This is a genomic window from Parafannyhessea umbonata, assembly GCF_900105025.1.
GTDB lineage: Bacteria > Actinomycetota > Coriobacteriia > Coriobacteriales > Atopobiaceae > Parafannyhessea > Parafannyhessea umbonata.
The window spans coordinates 1,563,489-1,581,746 of record NZ_LT629759.1 but is presented as its reverse complement, the minus strand read 5'-3'; the positions used below and the strand labels follow the sequence as shown (position 1 = coordinate 1,581,746).

15 protein-coding genes, 1 tRNA gene and 1 pseudogene are annotated in these 18,258 nt (G+C 63.5%); 13 read left to right on the top strand and 4 right to left on the bottom strand.

Annotation, left to right across the window (positions count from 1 at the left end; all coding sequences use genetic code 11):
* Positions 1-28: 28 nt before the first annotated feature.
* Positions 29-688 (bottom strand): ABC transporter ATP-binding protein, encoded by a 660-nt coding sequence (locus BLT96_RS07135; protein ID WP_216627892.1) that lies wholly within the window; start codon positions 686-688, stop codon positions 29-31.
* Positions 688-1,767, bottom strand: coding sequence for an FtsX-like permease family protein (locus tag BLT96_RS07130; protein ID WP_090863037.1), 1,080 nt, complete (start codon positions 1,765-1,767; stop codon positions 688-690). The genes BLT96_RS07135 and BLT96_RS07130 overlap by 1 nt, the downstream gene beginning before the upstream one ends.
* Positions 1,768-1,956: 189 nt before the next feature.
* Between BLT96_RS07130 and BLT96_RS07125 the strand changes: the two genes are divergently transcribed.
* The 5 genes from BLT96_RS07125 (at position 1,957) to BLT96_RS07105 (ending at position 9,652) form a co-directional block, all read left to right on the top strand.
* Positions 1,957-4,020 (top strand): DUF2075 domain-containing protein, encoded by a 2,064-nt coding sequence (locus BLT96_RS07125; protein ID WP_090863034.1) that lies wholly within the window; start codon positions 1,957-1,959, stop codon positions 4,018-4,020.
* Between the two features lie 264 nt (positions 4,021-4,284).
* Complete coding sequence (locus BLT96_RS07120) at positions 4,285-5,481, top strand: cytochrome c biogenesis protein/redoxin (protein ID WP_090863032.1); 1,197 nt, start codon at positions 4,285-4,287, stop codon at positions 5,479-5,481.
* 134 nt (positions 5,482-5,615) lie between these two features.
* Positions 5,616-6,725 (top strand): transglutaminase family protein, encoded by a 1,110-nt coding sequence (locus BLT96_RS07115; protein WP_090863029.1) that lies wholly within the window; start codon positions 5,616-5,618, stop codon positions 6,723-6,725.
* A 305-nt stretch (positions 6,726-7,030) separates the two neighbouring features.
* Complete coding sequence (locus BLT96_RS07110) at positions 7,031-8,311, top strand: double-cubane-cluster-containing anaerobic reductase (protein ID WP_090845866.1); 1,281 nt, start codon at positions 7,031-7,033, stop codon at positions 8,309-8,311.
* A 189-nt stretch (positions 8,312-8,500) separates the two neighbouring features.
* A complete protein-coding gene (locus BLT96_RS07105; protein WP_090863026.1) occupies positions 8,501-9,652 on the top strand; it encodes a double-cubane-cluster-containing anaerobic reductase in 1,152 nt (383 codons plus the stop codon).
* Between the two features lie 79 nt (positions 9,653-9,731).
* Here BLT96_RS07105 and BLT96_RS10975 read toward each other — a convergent pair.
* Positions 9,732-10,129, bottom strand: a pseudogene (locus BLT96_RS10975) (DUF5714 domain-containing protein).
* A gap of 56 nt (positions 10,130-10,185) precedes the next feature.
* The gene (locus BLT96_RS07100) at positions 10,186-10,986 is read right to left on the bottom strand and encodes an acyl-CoA dehydratase activase (protein WP_090845869.1); all 801 of its coding nucleotides are present in this window, start codon (positions 10,984-10,986) and stop codon (positions 10,186-10,188) included.
* A 109-nt stretch (positions 10,987-11,095) separates the two neighbouring features.
* On the opposite strand from BLT96_RS07100, the gene BLT96_RS07095 reads away from it, so the two are divergent.
* The 8 genes from BLT96_RS07095 (at position 11,096) to BLT96_RS07060 (ending at position 18,243) form a co-directional block, all read left to right on the top strand.
* Entirely contained in the window at positions 11,096-11,362 is a 267-nt protein-coding gene (locus tag BLT96_RS07095; protein WP_157692191.1) for a hypothetical protein, read from the top strand.
* Positions 11,363-11,518: 156 nt separating this feature from the next.
* A complete protein-coding gene (gene selD / locus BLT96_RS07090; protein ID WP_272867364.1) occupies positions 11,519-12,532 on the top strand; it encodes a selenide, water dikinase SelD in 1,014 nt (337 codons plus the stop codon).
* Positions 12,533-12,547: 15 nt separating this feature from the next.
* Positions 12,548-13,741: a glycosyltransferase family 4 protein gene (locus tag BLT96_RS07085; protein ID WP_090863018.1), complete on the top strand. Its 1,194-nt coding sequence runs from the start codon at positions 12,548-12,550 to the stop codon at positions 13,739-13,741.
* Positions 13,742-13,792: 51 nt separating this feature from the next.
* Positions 13,793-13,887, top strand: a tRNA-Sec gene (locus BLT96_RS07080).
* 55 nt (positions 13,888-13,942) lie between these two features.
* A complete protein-coding gene (gene selA / locus BLT96_RS07075; protein ID WP_157692190.1) occupies positions 13,943-15,370 on the top strand; it encodes an L-seryl-tRNA(Sec) selenium transferase in 1,428 nt (475 codons plus the stop codon).
* Positions 15,367-17,271, top strand: a complete 1,905-nt coding sequence (selB, locus tag BLT96_RS07070; RefSeq protein WP_090863013.1) for a selenocysteine-specific translation elongation factor — start codon at positions 15,367-15,369, stop codon at positions 17,269-17,271. Before selA ends, selB begins: the two co-directional genes overlap by 4 nt.
* 105 nt (positions 17,272-17,376) lie before the next feature.
* The gene (gene yedF, locus BLT96_RS07065) at positions 17,377-17,997 is read left to right on the top strand and encodes a sulfurtransferase-like selenium metabolism protein YedF (RefSeq protein ID WP_090863010.1); all 621 of its coding nucleotides are present in this window, start codon (positions 17,377-17,379) and stop codon (positions 17,995-17,997) included.
* Positions 17,998-18,003: 6 nt separating this feature from the next.
* Positions 18,004-18,243: a putative Se/S carrier protein gene (locus BLT96_RS07060; protein ID WP_197674334.1), complete on the top strand. Its 240-nt coding sequence runs from the start codon at positions 18,004-18,006 to the stop codon at positions 18,241-18,243.
* Positions 18,244-18,258 lie beyond the last annotated feature (15 nt).

The following is an 18,258-nucleotide window of genomic DNA, read 5'->3' as shown; positions in this document are numbered from 1 at the left end:
ACCTTCGCTCCTGTACCGCTGTCGTTTCCTAGGCGGCGATCAGCTTGCCATCCTCCATCCGGAAGACCCTGTCCACCAGGTCGAGCACGCGCTGGTCGTGCGTCACCATGACGGCGGCCTTGTTGCGCTGGTGCGTCTCTTGCCGGATCATCTGCACCACCTGCCTGCCCCTTTCGGAGTCGAGGGAGGCCGTGGGCTCGTCTGCCAGAATGAGCCTCGCGTTGGTGGCGAAGGCACGGGCGATTGCAACGCGCTGCCTTTCTCCACCAGATAGCTGCGCGGGGTGCTTTGTGGCGACGTTGGCGATGCCCAGCTCCCCAAAGAGCTCGCGTGTGGCGTTGCGATCTGCCCCTAGCATCACGGTGAGCTGCTCCTCTGCCGTGAGGTAGGGTAGGAGCTGGTGGTTCTGGAAGATGAAGCCGATCTGCTCGCGGCGTAGCTTCGTCCACGCGCGCTGCGGCAGGTGCGAGACGGCGCGTCCGCAGATGGCGACGTCACCCTCGTCCGGGGAAAGCATCATGCCCGCGATGTTGAGCAGGGTGGACTTGCCGCTTCCCGAAGGTCCCACTATGGCTACGAGCTCGCCTGCGCCAACGCTTAGATCAACGTGGTCTAGCACGCACCGCTGCTCTTCTCCGTCGGCATACGACTTCACGATGCCGCTCATGCCCAGTATCGTCTCGCTCACTAGAAATCACCCCCGATGACCTTGGCCGGGTCAATTCGCGTCACGCGGGCGACGGATGCCAGGCTGCTTAGGATCGAAATCGCCACAAATGCCACCAGCACAACGGCCACTTGGGCGGGTACGAGGTAGAACGGCATGGAGGCCGGTAGCGCCGCGCTCATGGCGGTGGCGAGGCCGCAAGCGATGGCTGCGCCGAGCGCCGCGATCAGGAACACCTGGCTCACGATGGTGCAAGAGATCTTGGCTGTGCTGGTGCCGATGGCTTTCATTACGCCAAACTCTTGCTCTTTCTGCATGTTGATCACGAAGAAGAACACGCCGATGATCACGGCGGTTATGGCCACGAGCAGCCACTCGACCATGGTGATGGTCATCTGCTCCGCCTTGTAGCCGGGAAGTGCCTCCACGATCTGCGCCTTGGTGTAGCTTTCGGTTCCCTTTACGTGGGCCGCGAGCCTGCCGCTGATCGCGACGGCGTGCACGGCCTTCTGGTACATGGGGTTGCCCTTCTCGCCCATGGCGTCGAACGTATCCACAGAGACGTACGCCACAGATACGTGTCCGTACATCTTGTCCTTCGTGAACCCGACGACCTTAAGCTTCACGCCCGAGGACGAGTCCTCGACGGTGTCGCCCAGCTTGATGCCCTTATCCTGGAAGGCGTCGTCGAGAATGACCTCGCCCTTTCCTGCGGAGAGGCCCTTGCCCGCGTACGTCTTGGGCGCAAGGAACCCCGCGGGGTCGATGCCAAAGTACGTGACGTCGATCTTCTTGTCGCTGGACGCCTTCTGCAGGTAGGCGCGCTGGATGTCAAGCGGCGTCTGCCGACTTCCGTACTCGTCCTGCAGCTTCTTGTACTGGGCGTCCGTCAGGCTCGATACGGTGATGAGCCTCTCGGAATCCTTGCCCAGCACGAAGGCGCTGGCGTCCATGCTCTCGATTCCGGAGGACACCGCCCTTCCCAGGCCGCTCACGAGTCCAGAAAGGAAGAGCACCATGAACGTCATCAGGATTACGATGACCTCTACCAGCAGGTACTTCTTCCAGTTGTATGTCAGTTCCTTCCACGCAAGTCTCACTGCATGCCCCGTTCCAATCGACTATGCCGTGCTTGATGCATAGCGAACAATCAAATAGCGCGCAATAATAATAGCGCTTGCGCACCCGATGCGACCGTCACGACCGAAGGCGGTCCTTCTCCCCATGAAAAGGACATTGGAAGTATGCTGTTGTCTGGCAACGCATGGAGGTAGATTGCGAGGTAGCGGATGTCGCTGGCGCCGTCAGTCATCGTGGACGTGCCCTTTCGCGAAGAGGGCGGCCTCGTGGAGGAGGCGCTCGACGGAGTAGATTCCCAAATTGATGACCGGGAGCTCACTCCCGAAGGCCGCGAGCTGCTCAAGACGTACCCCACGGTCTACATCATCAGGCGTCAGGTGCGACATCAGACAAAGCACGAGGTCCGTGAGGAGTACCTCCTGTACGTTGGCGAGACCAACTCCATCGCGCGGAGGACCAGGGAGCATTATTCGGACGAGAAGACCTATCGCTCGGAGGCGGCGCGCAACGCCTGGCGCCAGCTTAACGAGGGCGACTCGAGGATGCTGGTCATCGGGCAAGACCACTTCAACAAGTCGCTTACGCTCGACCTCGAGAACACCTTCCTGAGCTACCTGCTTGCCTCGGGCGCGAAGCACATCACGCTGGTCAACGGGCGGGGCAATCCGCAGGATGACTATTACACCAAGGCCGACCTGCCCGCGATCACCTCCGGCGTGTGGCGGCGACTCAACAGGTACCGGCCGCAGCTCTTTCTTGCGGAGGCGGCCATCAGGGACTCCGCCATCTTCAAGGCGTCACCGTTTCACGCCCTGGGACCGGAGCAGCTTGTGGTGGAGGGCAAGATAATCGCGCGCCTCGGGCAGACGCTGCAAGACGCGCGTCCCACTGGGGACGTCGCGGGCAACAATGGCGAGCCTGCGGTGCGGAAGGGCGAGCTCATGATCGTGGAGGGGCTGGCTGGCACCGGCAAGACCGTGCTCCTGAGCCACCTGTTCCTGCGAATCATGAACGAGCTGGGTTCTGATGGCCATCCCATCAGTGCGAGTCTGATCGTCAACCACGACGAGCAGCTTACCGTCTACAACCAGATCATGGTGCGGCTCGGCCTTCAGAACAAGCCTGGCAAGATCGTCTTCAAGCCGGCATCGTTCATAAACACCCACAGCAAGGGCGGGTACGGGAAGGGCCTCGACAGGCAGGACCATCCCGCGGATCCCGTGGACGTGGCGCTGATAGACGAGGCGCACCTGCTGCTCAACCAGGGCAGCCAGGCGTACCGCGGCTCGCGCAACATGCTGGTGGACATCATGCGTAGGGCCCGCGTGGTCATAGCGGTGTACGACCTGGAGCAGGTGCTTCGCAAGTCCCAGGAGCTTGCCCCCGCCATGCGGGCGGCGCTGTTTCCCAGTGGTCGCTTTGCCGATGGCTTGGCGGAGTGCCCGCGCAGGGATGCCCGTCTGTGCGGCTTCGACCTCCACGTGACAAACCTGCTGCTGCGACAGCAGTTCAGGATCGACGCCTGCGACGAGGTGGTCCGGTGGATCGACGACTTCGCAAACGGTCGCGGCATCGGGCGCATCCCCACGGACCCGCCGCGCGAGGGGCATGAGCCCTACCAGATAAAGGTGTTCGAAACCCCCTTTGAGCTGCAGTCCGCCATACAAGAGAAGGCGCTCACGTTTGACGAGGGGAGCGGCAAGATCGTGGATGCCGAGTCCCACGGGCTCTCGCGCGTGCTGGCCACGTACGACTGGCCGTTCTCGAGCAAGAGGAAGCCGAAGTCCGGGGCGTGGGAGGTCCAGATCTTCCGCGAGCACAGCGAGTGGGTTGCCTTTGGGGAGGATGACGGGTCGCTTCCGCCCGAGGTGCAGGCTGCCGTCGCCTCCGGCGGGGCCGGCGACTACTTCCATATGCCTTGGAACTACCAGACGGAGCCCCACGACGCTCGGGAGGCGGCGGGCGAGAAGGGCAAGGCGTGGGCGGAGCAGCCCCACACGCTTAACGAATGCGGCTCCATCTACACCATCCAGGGCTTCGACCTCAACTTTGCGGGCGTGATCATTGGGCCTTCGGTCTGCTGGCGTGACGGGCACCTGGAGTTCGACCCCTCCAAGAGCCGCAACTACCAGGCCGTCGACGGCAGCGATGCGCCCAAGGAAAACCTGCGGCACGAGCTCAACGTCCTTCTCAAGCGCGGCGTGCACGGCCTCTACCTCTTTGCGGTCGACCGTCAGCTTGAGGAGCACCTGCTCAGGATGCGGGAGGCGTGAGGCCATTTCGGCCTGCCGAAATGGCGCCGTGGCCGCGGCGGTCGTAGTGGGAGAGCGACGCGGGCGCGACAAGAGGTGGCTTTCGTGCGAGCCTGTCGATGACGGGCGCGTTGGGAAAGATATATGTACCTGACAGACTCCCAAAATATTTGTTGCAAATATAATATGAACACGATAATATAACGAAACCTTAATTAATGGGGGAGAAGAACCAGCCTGCGTGCCCCCAACGTAAATCGTTTGTGACCCCGTTAGGAGCTGCCCTTGGGATTTGGTGCGTTCGCCTCTGCCGCCGCAGCCGGCCTACTTTCGTTCTTCTCGCCCTGCGTGCTTCCGCTTCTGCCCGTCTACGTGGGAATACTCACCACTGACGCCGGCGAGTCCATGTCGCTGGGCAAGCGCGTGGCCAACACGGTCGCGTTTGTGCTTGGCATCTCGTTCGTGTTCGTGATGCTGGGGCTTGGGGCGGCATCGTTTGGTGCGGTCACCAGCAACCCGTACGTGAACATCGCGCTCGGCCTCTTGATCTTCGTGTTCGGCCTGTACCTTGCCGGTGTTCTGCGCATTCCGTTCCTGATGCGCGAGCGTCGCGCGAACATGACGAACATCAAGGTAAAGGGCGTTGCGAGTGCGTTTGTGCTTGGTCTTGCGTTCTCGTTTGGCTGGACCCCGTGCGTCGGCCCCATCCTGGGAAGCATCCTCGCGCTTGCCGCCGACCAGGGCAACGTCGCCGCAGGTGGCGCGCTGCTGTTGACGTACTCGCTGGGCATGTGCATCCCGTTTGTGGTCATCACGCTTGCGTCCGACTTTGCCCTGAGGCACTTGCGCAAGCTCAACAAGTACACCCCCGTCATCCAGAAGATAGGTGGCGCCCTGATTGCCGTCATGGGCCTGTGGATGATCCTGAACCAGGTCACCGGCCTTGTGAACGCGAACAAGGCCGCACGGGTGCAGAGCGCCCAGGATGACGCGGCCCTTGTGGCAGACGCCCAGGGAACCGCGAAGGCGGGAGATGCCGACGTGAGCGACGTTTCGACCGCGTGGAAGAACGTGGTCCTGACCGATCTTGACGGCAACAAGGTGCGCCTGAGCGACTACAAGGGCGAGCCCGTCTACTTCGAGTTCTGGGGCAGCTGGTGCACGAGCTGCGTGCAGGACCTTGGGCAGCTGACCAAGGTCTACAAGGAGCACGAGAAGAAGGGCGACGTGAAGGTCGTGTCCGTGGTGGTGCCGGGCTTCTATGGAGAGAGGAGCCCCGAGGACTTCGTGAAGTGGGCGAAGGAGAACGACGTGCAGATTCCCGTCCTCATGGACACGAACGGCTCGCTCAGCAACTACATCGGCGTGTCGGGATTCCCGACGTCGGTCTTCATCACGAAGGAGGGCGACCTCCACAAGGTCCGCGTTGGCGCGATCGACGTGAAGACGCTGGAGAGCCTGATCTCGGAGATCGCGGAGTAGCTTTTCTCGCCAGTGCTCGCGCATGTCGTTCTGCGCGCAAATAGGGACGACGCATGTTCATGCTTTGAACGTTCCGAGAGGGACGTGTCATAGAGAGTTGCCAAACAGTGTCTGTAGCAAGGTAAGGAGAGGAAATGAAGAAGACGAAGAGCCCGATGAGGGTTGCTGCGATCATGGGCGTCTCGGCGCTTGCCATCGCGGCGTGCGTCGGCTGCGGCAAGACCGCGGACAAGAAGGGGGACGACTCGAGCAGCTCCTCCAAGGCCACGGTTGCCGCGAAGGCGGAGAAGGTCAACACGACCTCCGGCACCGTCACCACCACCGTCGACATGAGCAAGTACGACGCTGGCAAGGTGGTCCGCGTGTGGCTGCCCGTCGCTCAGGACTACGACTATCAGAAGGTCACGGACGTCAAGTTCAACGCCCCTGGTGCGAAGACCGCCAAGATCAACAAGGACTCCTTTGGCAACAAGATGCTCTACATCGAGTGGGCTTCGGATGCTGACCCCTCCACGCGCAAGGCCGACCTTTCGTTCCACGCCACCCGCGAGGAGGTCACGCGCCCGAAGCTGAAGGAGGACGACGGCGCCAAGCTGCCGAAGGACGCGAAGGAGGCTCTGAAGGGCTCCAAGCTCGTTCCCGTGAACGACCAGGTGAAGGATGCCGCCAACAAGATCGTCAAGGGCAAGAAGACCGATCTTGAGAAGGCACGCGCCATCTACGACTGGATCATCGCCAACATGAACCGCGACGAGTCCGTTGCAGGCTGCGGCAAGGGCGACGTCTGCGCGCTGCTCTCCACGAAGGGTGGCAAGTGCACCGACATCAACTCCGTGTTCGTCGGTCTCTGCCGCGCCGTGGGCATCCCTGCTCGCGAGCAGTTTGGCATCCGCATGAACGACGCAGACATCACCAAGAACCAGCACTGCTGGGCCGAGTTCTACCTCAAGGGCACCGGCTGGGTCGCCGCCGATCCCGCTGACGTCCTGAAGGCCGTCCTCAAGAACGGTTGGACCAAGGACCAGGCCGAGACCAAGGAGAAGGCCGAGTACTACTGGGGAGGCTATGACTCTGAGCGCGTCCAGCTCTCCGAAGGTCGCGACGTCACGCTGAACCCCGCGCAGTCCGGTCCCGCCCTCAACTACTTTGGCTATCCTTACGCCGAGGTCGATGGCGACGCGGTGGACTACTACGATCCCGCGAACTTCACCTACAGCGTTGCCTTCCAGGCTGACAACAAGTAGCGTCCGCACGTCGGGCACGAACATTTGAGCGTCTCTGAGCCAAGAGGCCAAAGAGAGGGGCACTCCACGACAAGCGCGTGGGTGCCCCTCTCGTCCTCCGCGCCTGCGTGCCCATTGCTGCCGCTTATGGATTAGATTATGCCATCTTAAATTAACGCGATAACATTACCGAGTTGGATGAAATCCCGCAGGCGGATGGGCAACCACCGGTTTGAGCTGGCTTGATGGGCGGCGCCCGGTGGGTCATGCCCGATGGGTCCAAGAGGGGATTTTTAGGCAGTTTCGCAAGCAAAAGGAGAAGAACGATGGCGGAAGAGATCGACTATCACCCTATGTGGAAGGACCTCGGCATGGACGTCGAGGCCCACGACGGGCTGCTCGCGGCCGTGGGCGGCATGTACCAGGACGTCTTCCTGACGCAGGAGAACCGTCCAAAGAGCACGGAGTACCTGGACAACGTGGTCATGAACATCCACTCCGGGCGCATCAAGGAGATGGTGGACCACAAGGCGTCTGACGGGCAGAAGGTCGTCGGGTCATTCTGCCTGTACGTTCCCGAGGAGATCGTGCGCGCGGCGAACGGAATCCCCGTGGGGCTCTGCTCTGGCGCCGACTGGGCGACCGACAAGGTCGAGGAGCACCTGCCGCGCAACACCTGCCCGCTCATCAAGAGCTTCACGGGGTTCAAGCTCGGCAAGGTGTGCCCGTACATCGAGTCCAGCGACCTGGTGGTGGGCGAGAACACCTGCGACGGCAAGAAGAAGGCCTACGAGTACTTTGGCACCCAGAAGCCGATGCACATCATGGACGTGCCTAACGTCAAGAACGATGGCACCATGGCGAACTGGAAGGCGGAGATCCGCAGGCTTGCCGAGCGCGTGGAGCAGGAGACCGGCACCAAGATCACGGCAGAGTCCCTGAAGGAGGCCATCAGGGTCACGAACGACAAGCGCCGCGCCCTCCAGAGGCTCTCGGCGACCCGTGCCGCGGACCCAGTGCCAATCAGCGGTCGCGACAGCCTCCTTACCGTCCAGGCTGCGTTCATGGACGACGCCGAGCGTCTTACGGGTGCCATCAACGCCATGGCAGACGAGTGCGAGCAGCGCGTACGTGACGGCGTCGGCGTCGCACCGAAGGGCACGAAGCGCATCCTCTACACCGGCACGCCCATGGCAGTGCCGTTCTGGAAGCTCTTCTCGCTCATCGAGAAGGCAGGTGCCGTCATAGTGGGGGAGGAGTGCTGCACGGGCTACCGCTATTACAAGGACCTGGTGGACGAGTCCGGAAAGACCGTCGACGAGATGCTCGACGCGATCGCGGAGCGCTACTTCAACATCAACTGCGCCATCTTCACCCCGAACCCCGGGCGCATCGAGGACGTTATGCGTCTGGCGAAGGAGCTGCATGCGGACGGCATCATCGATTGCTCGTTGCAGTTCTGCACCCTGTACGACATGGAGTCCTTCACGCTCGAGAAGGCCGCCAAGGAGGCCGGCATACCGTACATGCACATCTCGACGGACTACTCCAACGAGGACGCGGGCCAGCTGAGCACGCGCGTCGAGGCGTTCGTGGAGATGATCTAGCCTCGTATTGGCATTTTGACCAGATAGAGTCGCCTGTTTGATCGAGCTGCGGCCAGGGGTTCGTATAGGGCCCCTGGCCGTGGCGCCATGACGGGCCTTGTGCTCACGTCGTCGCTCGCGCGGGCGCGCGTGAGGCTAAACCTCATCAGCGGGAGAAGGGACCCACGTCAAGTGAACGGTTATGAAGCAATGGCTCATGAGCTGCCCAGGTCTTTCGATGCGTACAACGACGTTCGGAAGGCCAACTTCCTGAAGGTGAAGGAGTACAAGCAGTCTGGTGGGAGAATAGCTGGCTACCTGTGCTCCTACGCACCCCTGGAGGTAATTGACGCGGCGGGGGTCGCGGCGGTGGGGCTCTGCGGTACGAGCGACGAGACCGTGAGTGCGGCGGAGGCCGTCCTGCCTCGCGGCCTCTGTCCGCTCATCAAGTCGACCTTTGGGTTTGCCATCACCGAGAAGTGCCCGTACACGTACTTCAGCGATCTGATCGTGGGGGAGACCACCTGCGACGGCAAGAAGAAGATGTTCGAGCTCCTGAACGATACCAAGCCGACGTATGTGCTCAGGCTACCCAACGGGCATGACCGACCGTACGAGTTCGATGCCTGGTACGAGGAGGTCCGCCTTTTCAAGGAGCACCTAGAGAGCCTGTTTGACGTTCGCATCACGGATGAAAAGCTTCGCGACGCGGTGCGAGTCCGCAATCGCCTTCGTCAGGCGCGCCTTGACCTGGCCGCCCTGCAGGCATCACGTCCGGCGATGGCAAGGGGGACGGAGATAATGAGCACGCTCCTGTCGGGCACGTTCTTCTTCGACCCAATCGAGTTCGCGCAGAGGATCGAAAGCCAGGTCACCGAGTATAGAAAGGCGTACGAGGACGGCGCAAGGCCGGTCTCGCCTTCGGCAAAGCGGATTCTCTTCACCGGCTGTCCCTCCGGGGGCCTGACGAAGAAGGTCGGCGAGACCGTAGAGAGCAACGGCGGGTCGATCGTGTGCCTCGACGATTGCACGGGCGAGCGCACGAACCGGATGATGATCGACCCGGAGGCGCCAGACATCCTCAGGGCGATATCCGACCGGTACCTCAGGATAAACTGCTCCGTCATGACGCCGAACGCCGGCCGGTTCGAGGACTTGAGAGAGATGGTCAAGAAGTACGAGGTCGACGGGGTGATAGACAACGTGCTTACGGGATGCCACACCTTCGACGTGGAGGCCAGTCTCGTGGAACGCGCCTGCAACGAGATGGGGGTTCCCTACCTCAAGTTGAATACAGACTACTCCACGGGCGACACGGGGCAGCTGTCCACTCGCATATCGGCCTTCATCGAGATGCTCTAGGGCGTCGCCGTCCAACCGACTACAAAGAGCAGGGGACATATCTGCCCCCTGCTTGCCTTCATCCTCTATTCGGCGGGACTTACGGTCTGGGTGGCGTATGTGGTCCGCCCACTTCGCCTATTCTCGCAAGCGCCCTTGAGGTCATGGTGTTGGCGAGGCCAAGCGCATCGCTTTCAAGCGGAGTGGATTTGGTAACTATCGACACGAATATTCCCGCACTGATTGCGGCCCCGCAACTGCCCCGCATCCCACATATCCCTCCGGGAACCTGCCTTCCCCGAAGCAGCGTCGTGTCTAGCGCGTCGGACAGGTCAATCTTTCCCCGGCGTTGCGATGGGCAGTGAGCAATGCGGCTCCCACGATGGTGTGATGCTCCGGACCATGCATGTGGCAGAAGGGCTGGCTCGTCAGCTCCTCGAGCACCTCCATTGGATTCCGGGAGGTATTTGAGAGGCATACGCCGACGATGGCGTCCATCCCCCTCGTGTGGCACTCGTCGGTTTTGAGGGCGGCACGTATGTCAGACTCCCTTTTTAGCTTTGTTCCGTTCGGGCATCTCCCGTCTGCGAGAATTGCTTTCGTGCGTTGATGGCGGCTCCTAACGCGCCTGCATATCTGGCCTCGGGGCAAGTCGTAACCCTCGACCCAAGGTGCTGAGAAAGCCGGCCCACGATGTAGTCGTTCTCACAGAGCCCGCCCGTTAGGAAGTACGGTGCTCCCGCTCCCTGCTGAGCAAGCGAACACACCCTGTTGACGACGGACTCGATAACGCCATTCGCGATGTTTTCCCGGGGCTCGTTGCGACCCACGAGTGAAATAACCTCTGATTCCGCAAAGACCGTGCACATGCTCGAGATCTTCGTCTCCTTGCCCCTGGACGCCAGCTCGGATAGCTCGTCTTGCGTAATGCCAAGCCGGTCAGACATCACCTCGAGGAAACGCCCCGTTCCGGCAGCGCACTTGTCGTTCATGAGAAACTTTACGACGCGACCATTCTCGAGGACGATGACCTTGGTGTCTTGTCCTCCGACGTCGATTACGGTTCCCTTGTCCTGGAAAAGGCTTGCGGCGCCCAGTCCGTGGCAGGTGATTTCGGTCACCGTCTTGTCTGCGTAGGGAACGGCAACGCGTCCATAACCCGTCGCTACGACATACGTGTCCTCGTTCTCCACGTCATAGCCGTAATCAAGGAGCTTCTCCCTGACCTTGTTGGCGGTCTCGACACTGCTGAAGCCAGTCGGCAGGAGCAGTGAACGCTCGATTTCGCGATCGTGGCCGATGACGACGACCTTAGTGGCGGTGGACCCAATGTCGATGCCGATAAAGTGAGCCATTCTAATTCCATTTCATGAGGGTAGGGCAGTGCCGCCCGCGAAGGTACGGGTACGGTAACCACGATTAATGAACGAGATTACATTTTATACGTGCGGAGAAGAGCTTGAAGTGAGGACGCTTGATAGAAGGCAGATTATCGGCGAGGGTGTCATGTCACGCGTCAAGGACGGCGTGAGTACCGAGAAGGTCAGCTCCCTCATCGAGGACGAGGGCGCACTCGGCCTTTACCTCGACGGCAAGCTGGTTTGCTGCTGCAAGCGCTCGCACGAGATAGGCAACAACCTCTCCGCCGAGCACATGCTCGAGAACCTCGCCCCGCAGGTGAACGAGGCCAAGGCTCGCGAGCTGCTGAAGGGCGCGGGTTACATAGGGTAGCCCTCTGAGAAGAAGGTGTACTATCAGGTGGAAGACACTTCATGGAGGTGTCTTCCACTTTGTTGATTGGTATTACTAATCACGATATATTTATCGTATGCAACATGATGGAGGGGGGCGCCAGACGTGAGCGCAAAGAAGATCGAACTTACGAAGATGACAAAGGCCGCCGGTTGAGCGGCCAAGCTGGCACCTGGTGCCCTCGCGCAAGTTTTGCGCGACTTGCCTAACAAGAAGGATCCGCGCATGCTCATCGGCTATGACACGTCCGATGACGCGTGCGTCTACAAGGTCTCCGACGACCTGGTGATTATCAATACCGTCGACTTCTTCCCGCCGATGGTCGATGACCCTTACACGTTTGGCCAGATTGCCGCAGCGAACGCCCTGAGCGACGTCTGGGCCATGGGCGGCACGCCGACCATGGCCATGAACCTGCTCTGCTTCCCGAACTGCCTGGACGTCGAAGTTGCGGGAGAGATACTCGCGGGCGGCGCGAACAAGGCGCTCGAGGCGGGCTGCACCATCGCGGGCGGTCATACCATCACGGATGACGAGCCCAAGTATGGCATGTGCGTTACGGGCTTTGCCAGGCCCGAGGACATCCTGGCGAACGCCGCGGGCAAGGTGGGCGATCTTCTCGTTCTCACGAAGGAGATCGGCACCGGTGCCCTGAACACCGCCATCAAGGCGGACGTGGTGAGCGACCCTGCCGTGGAGAAGCGCGTGATCAGGAACATGGCCACGCTCAACAAGGGTGCCGCCGAGGCGGCGCGCGGGCTTGAGCTGCACGCGTGCACCGACGTCACGGGCTTCGGACTCGCGGGACACCTGTGCGAGATGGCGGAGGGCGCGGGGCTTACGGCGCGCCTTGACACGTCTCGCGTTCCCGTGCTGCCGCATGCGCTCGAGATGTGCAGCATGGGCATCCAGCCCGGCGGGACCGCCCGCAACAGGCAGTACTTCCAGGGGAGGGTCGTCTGGCCGGACGGCATGCCCAACGGCATGCGCGACCTCATGTTTGACCCGCAGACGTCGGGCGGGCTGCTGTACGCGCTGCCCGAGAAGGACGCGAACCTCCTGGTCGACCGCCTGGCCATGCAGGGCATCCGCGGCGCGGTCGTGGGCGAGCTGACGTCGTTCGACGGCGCCAGCGTGCGCCTGAGCTAGGCGAGGGTCGAGGCCATGCGCATTCTGAACGTGACGGCCCAGAAGCCCGATGCCACGGGCAGCGGCGTCTACCTTGCCGAGATGGTACGAAGCGAGGTGGCGCTTGGCCACGAGGCGGCGGTCGTGTGCGGCCTTGCCGCGGACGACGAGGTGAGGAGCCTGCCTGGCGAGGCGCACGTGTTCGCGGTGCGCTTCGACACGCCGGGGCTGCCGTTTCACGTGTGCGGCATGTCGGACACGATGCCGTATGCCGCGACACGCTACCGGGATCTGACCCCGGACATGCTCGCGGCCTTCGAGGACAGCTTTTCTCGCGTGATACGCGAGGCGGTGGAGGAGTTCGACCCAGACCTCGTGATCTGTCACCATCTGTACGTGGTGACCGCGCTCGTGCGCGAGCTGGTGGACGACCGTCCCGTGGTCGCCATCTGCCATTCCACCTGCCTGCGCCAGCTTGCGCAGCACGGGCTTGAGCGCGAGCGCATCGCGCGGGCGGTGCGGAGGTTGGACTGCGTGTACGCTCTGCACGGCGCCCAGCGCGAGCAGATCGTGGAGCAGCTGGGCGTGACGCCGGAACGCGTGAGGGTGCTGGGCACCGGCTACAACGCCCGCGTGTTCCACGCGGGCGCGGACACCCCCAGAAAGCCCGGCAGGATCGTGTACGCCGGGAAGATCTGGAGGAAGAAGGGCGTCGAGTCGCTGCTGAGGGCGTATGCGGCCATGGACGGCCGCGGCCTTGACCTGCGCTTTGCCGGGGGCAGGGGAGACGACGCGGAGTTCGAGGCAATACGGCGCCTTGTGGACGAGTGCCCGTGGCACGTCGAGCTGCTGGGGAGGCTGAGCCAGGCGGACCTGGCGGTGGAGTACCGCCGGGCGGAGCTGTTCGTGCTACCCTCGTTCTACGAGGGACTGCCTCTGGTGGTGATCGAGGCGCTCGCGTCGGGGTGCAAGGCGGTCGTGACAGACCTCCCGGGCATCAGGCCGTGGGTGCAGAGCAACGTGCCGGATGCTCCCGTGTGGTGGGTGAGGCCGCCGCGCATACGGAACACGGACGAGCCGTGCGAGGACGACCTGCCTGCTTTCGAGGGACGCCTTGCGGCGGCGATGCGCGAGGCGTTGGCGTCAGATTGTTGCGGATGCGACGTTTCAGCCCTTTCGTGGGACGCCCTGACCGCTCGCCTATTATTAGATTATCCTATTGACAAGTAAGGTAATCGCGATGATATAAATGTCAAGAGGTTGAGTGCGTACCCTCTCTTTGGGAGTAGAAGGGTGACTGGTGCGCCCTCTGGTCTTCAAAACCAGTATGAGCAGGAGGCTGCTCGGGTGGGTTCGATTCCCACCTGCTCCCGCCAGCGTCGACGGGCGCCCGGTCAGAGCGACCGGGCGCTTTTTTTGATAGGAGGAGCCGTGGCGGACAGGGAGCTGCTTCGCAGGATTCCCAAGATTGACGTGCTGCTTGCCCAGGACGCGCTTGCGCGCCTGTGCGACACCATGCCCTACGAGCAGGTTCGCTCGTTTGCGAGGTCTTGGGTTGACGACCTGAGGGCGGACGTCCTCGCGGGTAGGGCACAGTCCGTGCCGGACGCGGCCCAGGCGGCGGAAGACGTTGCGTCCCGGCTGTCGCGCCGCGGCCGCTTCCACCTGAAGCGCGTCGTGAACGCCACGGGCATCGTGCTGCACACGAACCTGGGACGCGCGCCGCTAGGCGAGGCGGTGTCCAATCACGTGGCGCAGGTGGCGCGCGGCTACTGCAACCTCGAGTACAACCTCGAGCAGGGCCGGCGCGGAAGTCGCTACGCGCACGTGGAGGAGCTTATCTGCGAGCTCACGGGCGCGGAGGCCGCGTGCGTCGTCAACAACAACGCCGGAGCCGTCTTCCTGGTACTGGACACCCTGTGCAAGGGGGAGGCCGTCGCGATATCGCGCGGCGAGCTCGTGGAGATCGGCGGCTCGTTCAGGGTGCCGGACATCATGGCGCGCAGCGGCGCCCGCCTTATCGAGGTGGGCACGACGAACAAGACCCACGTGCGCGACTACGAGGACGCGATCCGTGACGGCGGGGCGACGACGCTCCTGAAGGTCCACACCAGCAACTTCGTGATGCGTGGCTTTACGGAGTCCGTCTCGGTGCCGGAGCTTGCGCGCATCGCGGCGGCGCAGGACCCGCGTCCCCTGGTGATCTACGATGCCGGAGCGGCTCTTCTCGTCCCGCCCGTCAGCGTGGGCATACCGTCCGCGCTCTCGGTGCGCGCTGCCCTCGAGGAGGGGGCCGACGTCGTGAGCTTCTCTGGCGACAAGCTGGTGGGTTCCGCACAGGCGGGCATCATCGTGGGCAGGAGGGACCTGGTCGAGAAGATCAAGCGCAACCAGCTGTGCCGCATGCTCAGGGTCGACAAGCTCTCGCTCGCGGCCCTGGAGATGACGTTCCAGACCTGTCTGAACCCCGCGCGCGCAATCGAGGAGGTCCCGACGCTGCACATGCTCTCGCTTGGGCGCCCGGAGTGCCGCGAGCGCGTCGTGCGCGTGCGCGCGTGCCTGGAGGAGGAGTTTCCCGCGGAGTGGTTTGACGTGGTCGAGGTAAAGGACGAGGCGGGTGGCGGCTCGCTCCCGGGCGTGGAGCTTCCGGGCGCGGCGCTGTCGCTTCGCGTCGACGGCCTTTCGGCCGACGAGCTTGAGCGCGGGCTCAGGGCGCAGACGGTCCCCGTCATAACGCGCGTGCGCGACGACGCGGTCCTTCTGTCCGGGCGCACGCTGCAAGACGGCGACGAAAAGCTCGTGCGCACGGCGCTCGGCGCCGTGGTGCGCGGCCGCACCGGGCGGGGAGGCGCGGTATGAAGCACGTCGTGATAGGGACGGCGGGCCACGTCGACCACGGCAAGACGTGGCTCACGCGCGCGCTGACCGGCACGAACACCGACCGCCTCAAGGAGGAGCGCGAGCGCAGCATCACGGTCGACATAGGCTTTGCGCAGCTGACGCTGCCAAACGGCCAGAGGGCGTCCATCATCGACGTCCCGGGCCACGAGGCGCTCGTGAAGAACATGATCGCTGGCGCCACGGGCATAGACGTGGTCCTTCTCGTCGTGGCGTCTGACGAGGGTTTCATGCCCCAGACGCAGGAGCACCTGGACATCCTGGGCCTTCTGGGCGTGGAGCGCGGCATCATCGTGATGACGAAGTGCGACGCGGTAGGGGCGGACTGGGCCGACATGGTCGAGGCGGACATCCTGGACCACGTCGAGGGCACCTTCCTGCAGGATGCACCCGTCGTGAGGGTCTCGGCCGTCACGGGGGAGGGCATCGACCTGCTGAAGCAGCGCATCGCGGACCTGGTGGAGCAGGTGCGGCCCAGAAACGAGGACAGGGCCTGCAGGCTGCCCGTGGACCGCGCGTTCACGATCAAGGGGTTTGGCACCGTCGTCACGGGCACGCTCGTGGATGGCACGGTGAGCGTGGGCGACGAGGTGGAGGTCTACCCGCAGCGCAAGCTCACGCGCATCCGCTCGCTCCAGAACCACAACGAGGCCGCCGAGAGCATGTCGGCCGGCATGCGCGTCGCCGCGAACCTGCAGGGCGTGGAGCGCAAGGAGGTGAGCCGCGGGTGCATCGTGGCGAAGCCCGGCACGCTGCGGCAGGCGGACAGGCTCCTTACGCACGTGGTGGTCTCCGGCGACTCGCCGTTTGACGTGCGAAACTCCTCACGCGTCCACTTCTACACGGGCACGGGGGAGCTGATGTGCCGCGTGCGCCTGCTCGACGCGGACGCGCTGCCGCCTGGCGAGGACGGCTTTGCGCAGCTCGTGTTCGACCGCCCCGTCACCGCGCGCAACCACGACAGGTTCATCATCAGGTTCTTCTCGCCCGTCGTCACCATCGGCGGTGGCACGATCTTGGACATCGCCCCCGGCAGGGCGCGGCGCAACAGCGAGCCCGTGCTCCGGCGGCTGCGCGCGCTTAACGGCAGTCGAGAAGAGCGCCTGCTCCAGCGGGTGCGCGATGCGGGCGTGCGCTGCGCCACGGCGCCGGAGCTCGAGGTCGCGGAGAACCTCTCTCCGAAGGAGTGCGCGACGTCGCTTTCCGCCCTGTGCGGGCGGGGGCTCGTGCAGGCGGCGGGCGACGCGTACGTGGCCGCCGACGTGCTTGGGCGCCTTGAGGACGACGCCCGCGCCGTGCTGGCGGAATACCACGAGCAGCATGCGCTCGAGCGCGGCATGGGGCTGGGGGCCCTGAGGACGAGGCTCTTCTCGTCTAGTCCTGAGCGTGCGGACGCACTTGTGGGGCTGCTCGAGGCACGCGGGCGCCTCGTGGTGGACGGCCGCCTCGCGAGGCTTCCCGACTTCGAGGCGACGCTCTCGCCCGAGCAGCTGCGCCTGCACGACTCCGTTGTCGCGGCCGTGGAGGAGGCGGGATTCGAGCCGCTCGAGACGGACGAGCTCGTGGCGCGCGTCGGCGGCGGGGAGCCCGCGCTTGCCCCCGTGCTCGACAGGATGCGCGCCGACGGCGAGATCGTGTCGCTCACGCCCACCACAATGGCCTCCGCCAAGGTGTGGAGGCGCGGGCTCGATACGTTCATGCAGATGGCGGCCTCCGGCGAGCCGGTCACCATCGCGCAGTTCAGGGACAGGATCGGGGCGTCCCGCAAGTTCGCGGGGCTCTTCCTGGACTCCTATGACCGCGCCGGTTACACGCGTCTGGTGGGAGACGCCCGCGTTGTGCTCAGGCGTCCGCAGGACTAGGCTAGGAGTCGTCGCTCGTGCCCGCATGGGCATTAGTATTGGTAGATATGCATGCAAGCCGCCGACGCCAGAGGATGCGTCGGCCTAAAGAGAGGAGCGTTTGCCATGAGCGAGGAAGTTGTGAGGATCGATGCGCGCGGCAAGGCCTGCCCGCTGCCCGTGGTCATGACCATCAAGGCGCTGGAGGAGCTTGGCGGGGCCGGAACGGTCGTGACGACGGTAGACAACGAGACCGCGGTCTCGAACCTCAAGAACATGGCTGCCGAGAAGGGCGCGTCCGTCGAGGTCGCGGCCCACGACGACGTGTACGACCTCACCTTTGTGGTGGGCGAGGATGGGCTGAAGGGCTCTGCCTCCGGCGAGGGCGCCTCGTGCGGCGTCGCCCCCGTGCGCAACGTCGTGGTGCAGATCACCTCCGACAAGATGGGCGAGGGCGACGAGCAGCTCGGCCGCCAGCTGATGAAGGCGTACGTGTTCGCGCTCACGCAGCTCGAGGAGCTGCCGCAGACCATCCTGTTCTACAACGGCGGCGCAAAGCTGACGTGCGAGGGCTCGCCCTGCCTCGAGGACCTCGAGGGGCTGCAGGAGGCCGGCGTCAAGATCATGACCTGCGGCACCTGCCTGAATCACTACGGCATCGCAGACACCCTGAAGGTCGGCGAGGTCACGAACATGTACTCGATCGCGGAGACGCTCAACAACGCGTCCCTCGTCGTGCGTCCGTAGGTCCGCATGCCTCTGAGGAAGAAGCCCGCGTGCGTCATTGCGTTCTCGTCCACCTCCGCGGCCATGGCCGCGGAAGCGTGCTTTCAGGAGCGTGGCCTTCCGGGACGCATCATCCCCCTTCCCAGGGAGATCTCGGAGGGCTGTGGCCTCTCGTGGAAGGCGGACCCAAAGGACGAGGAGGCCCTCACGAAGGCCCTCGACGACGCGGGGATCGCATACGACAGGACGTACCTCGTCACCATATAGGTGCGTCCGCAACAG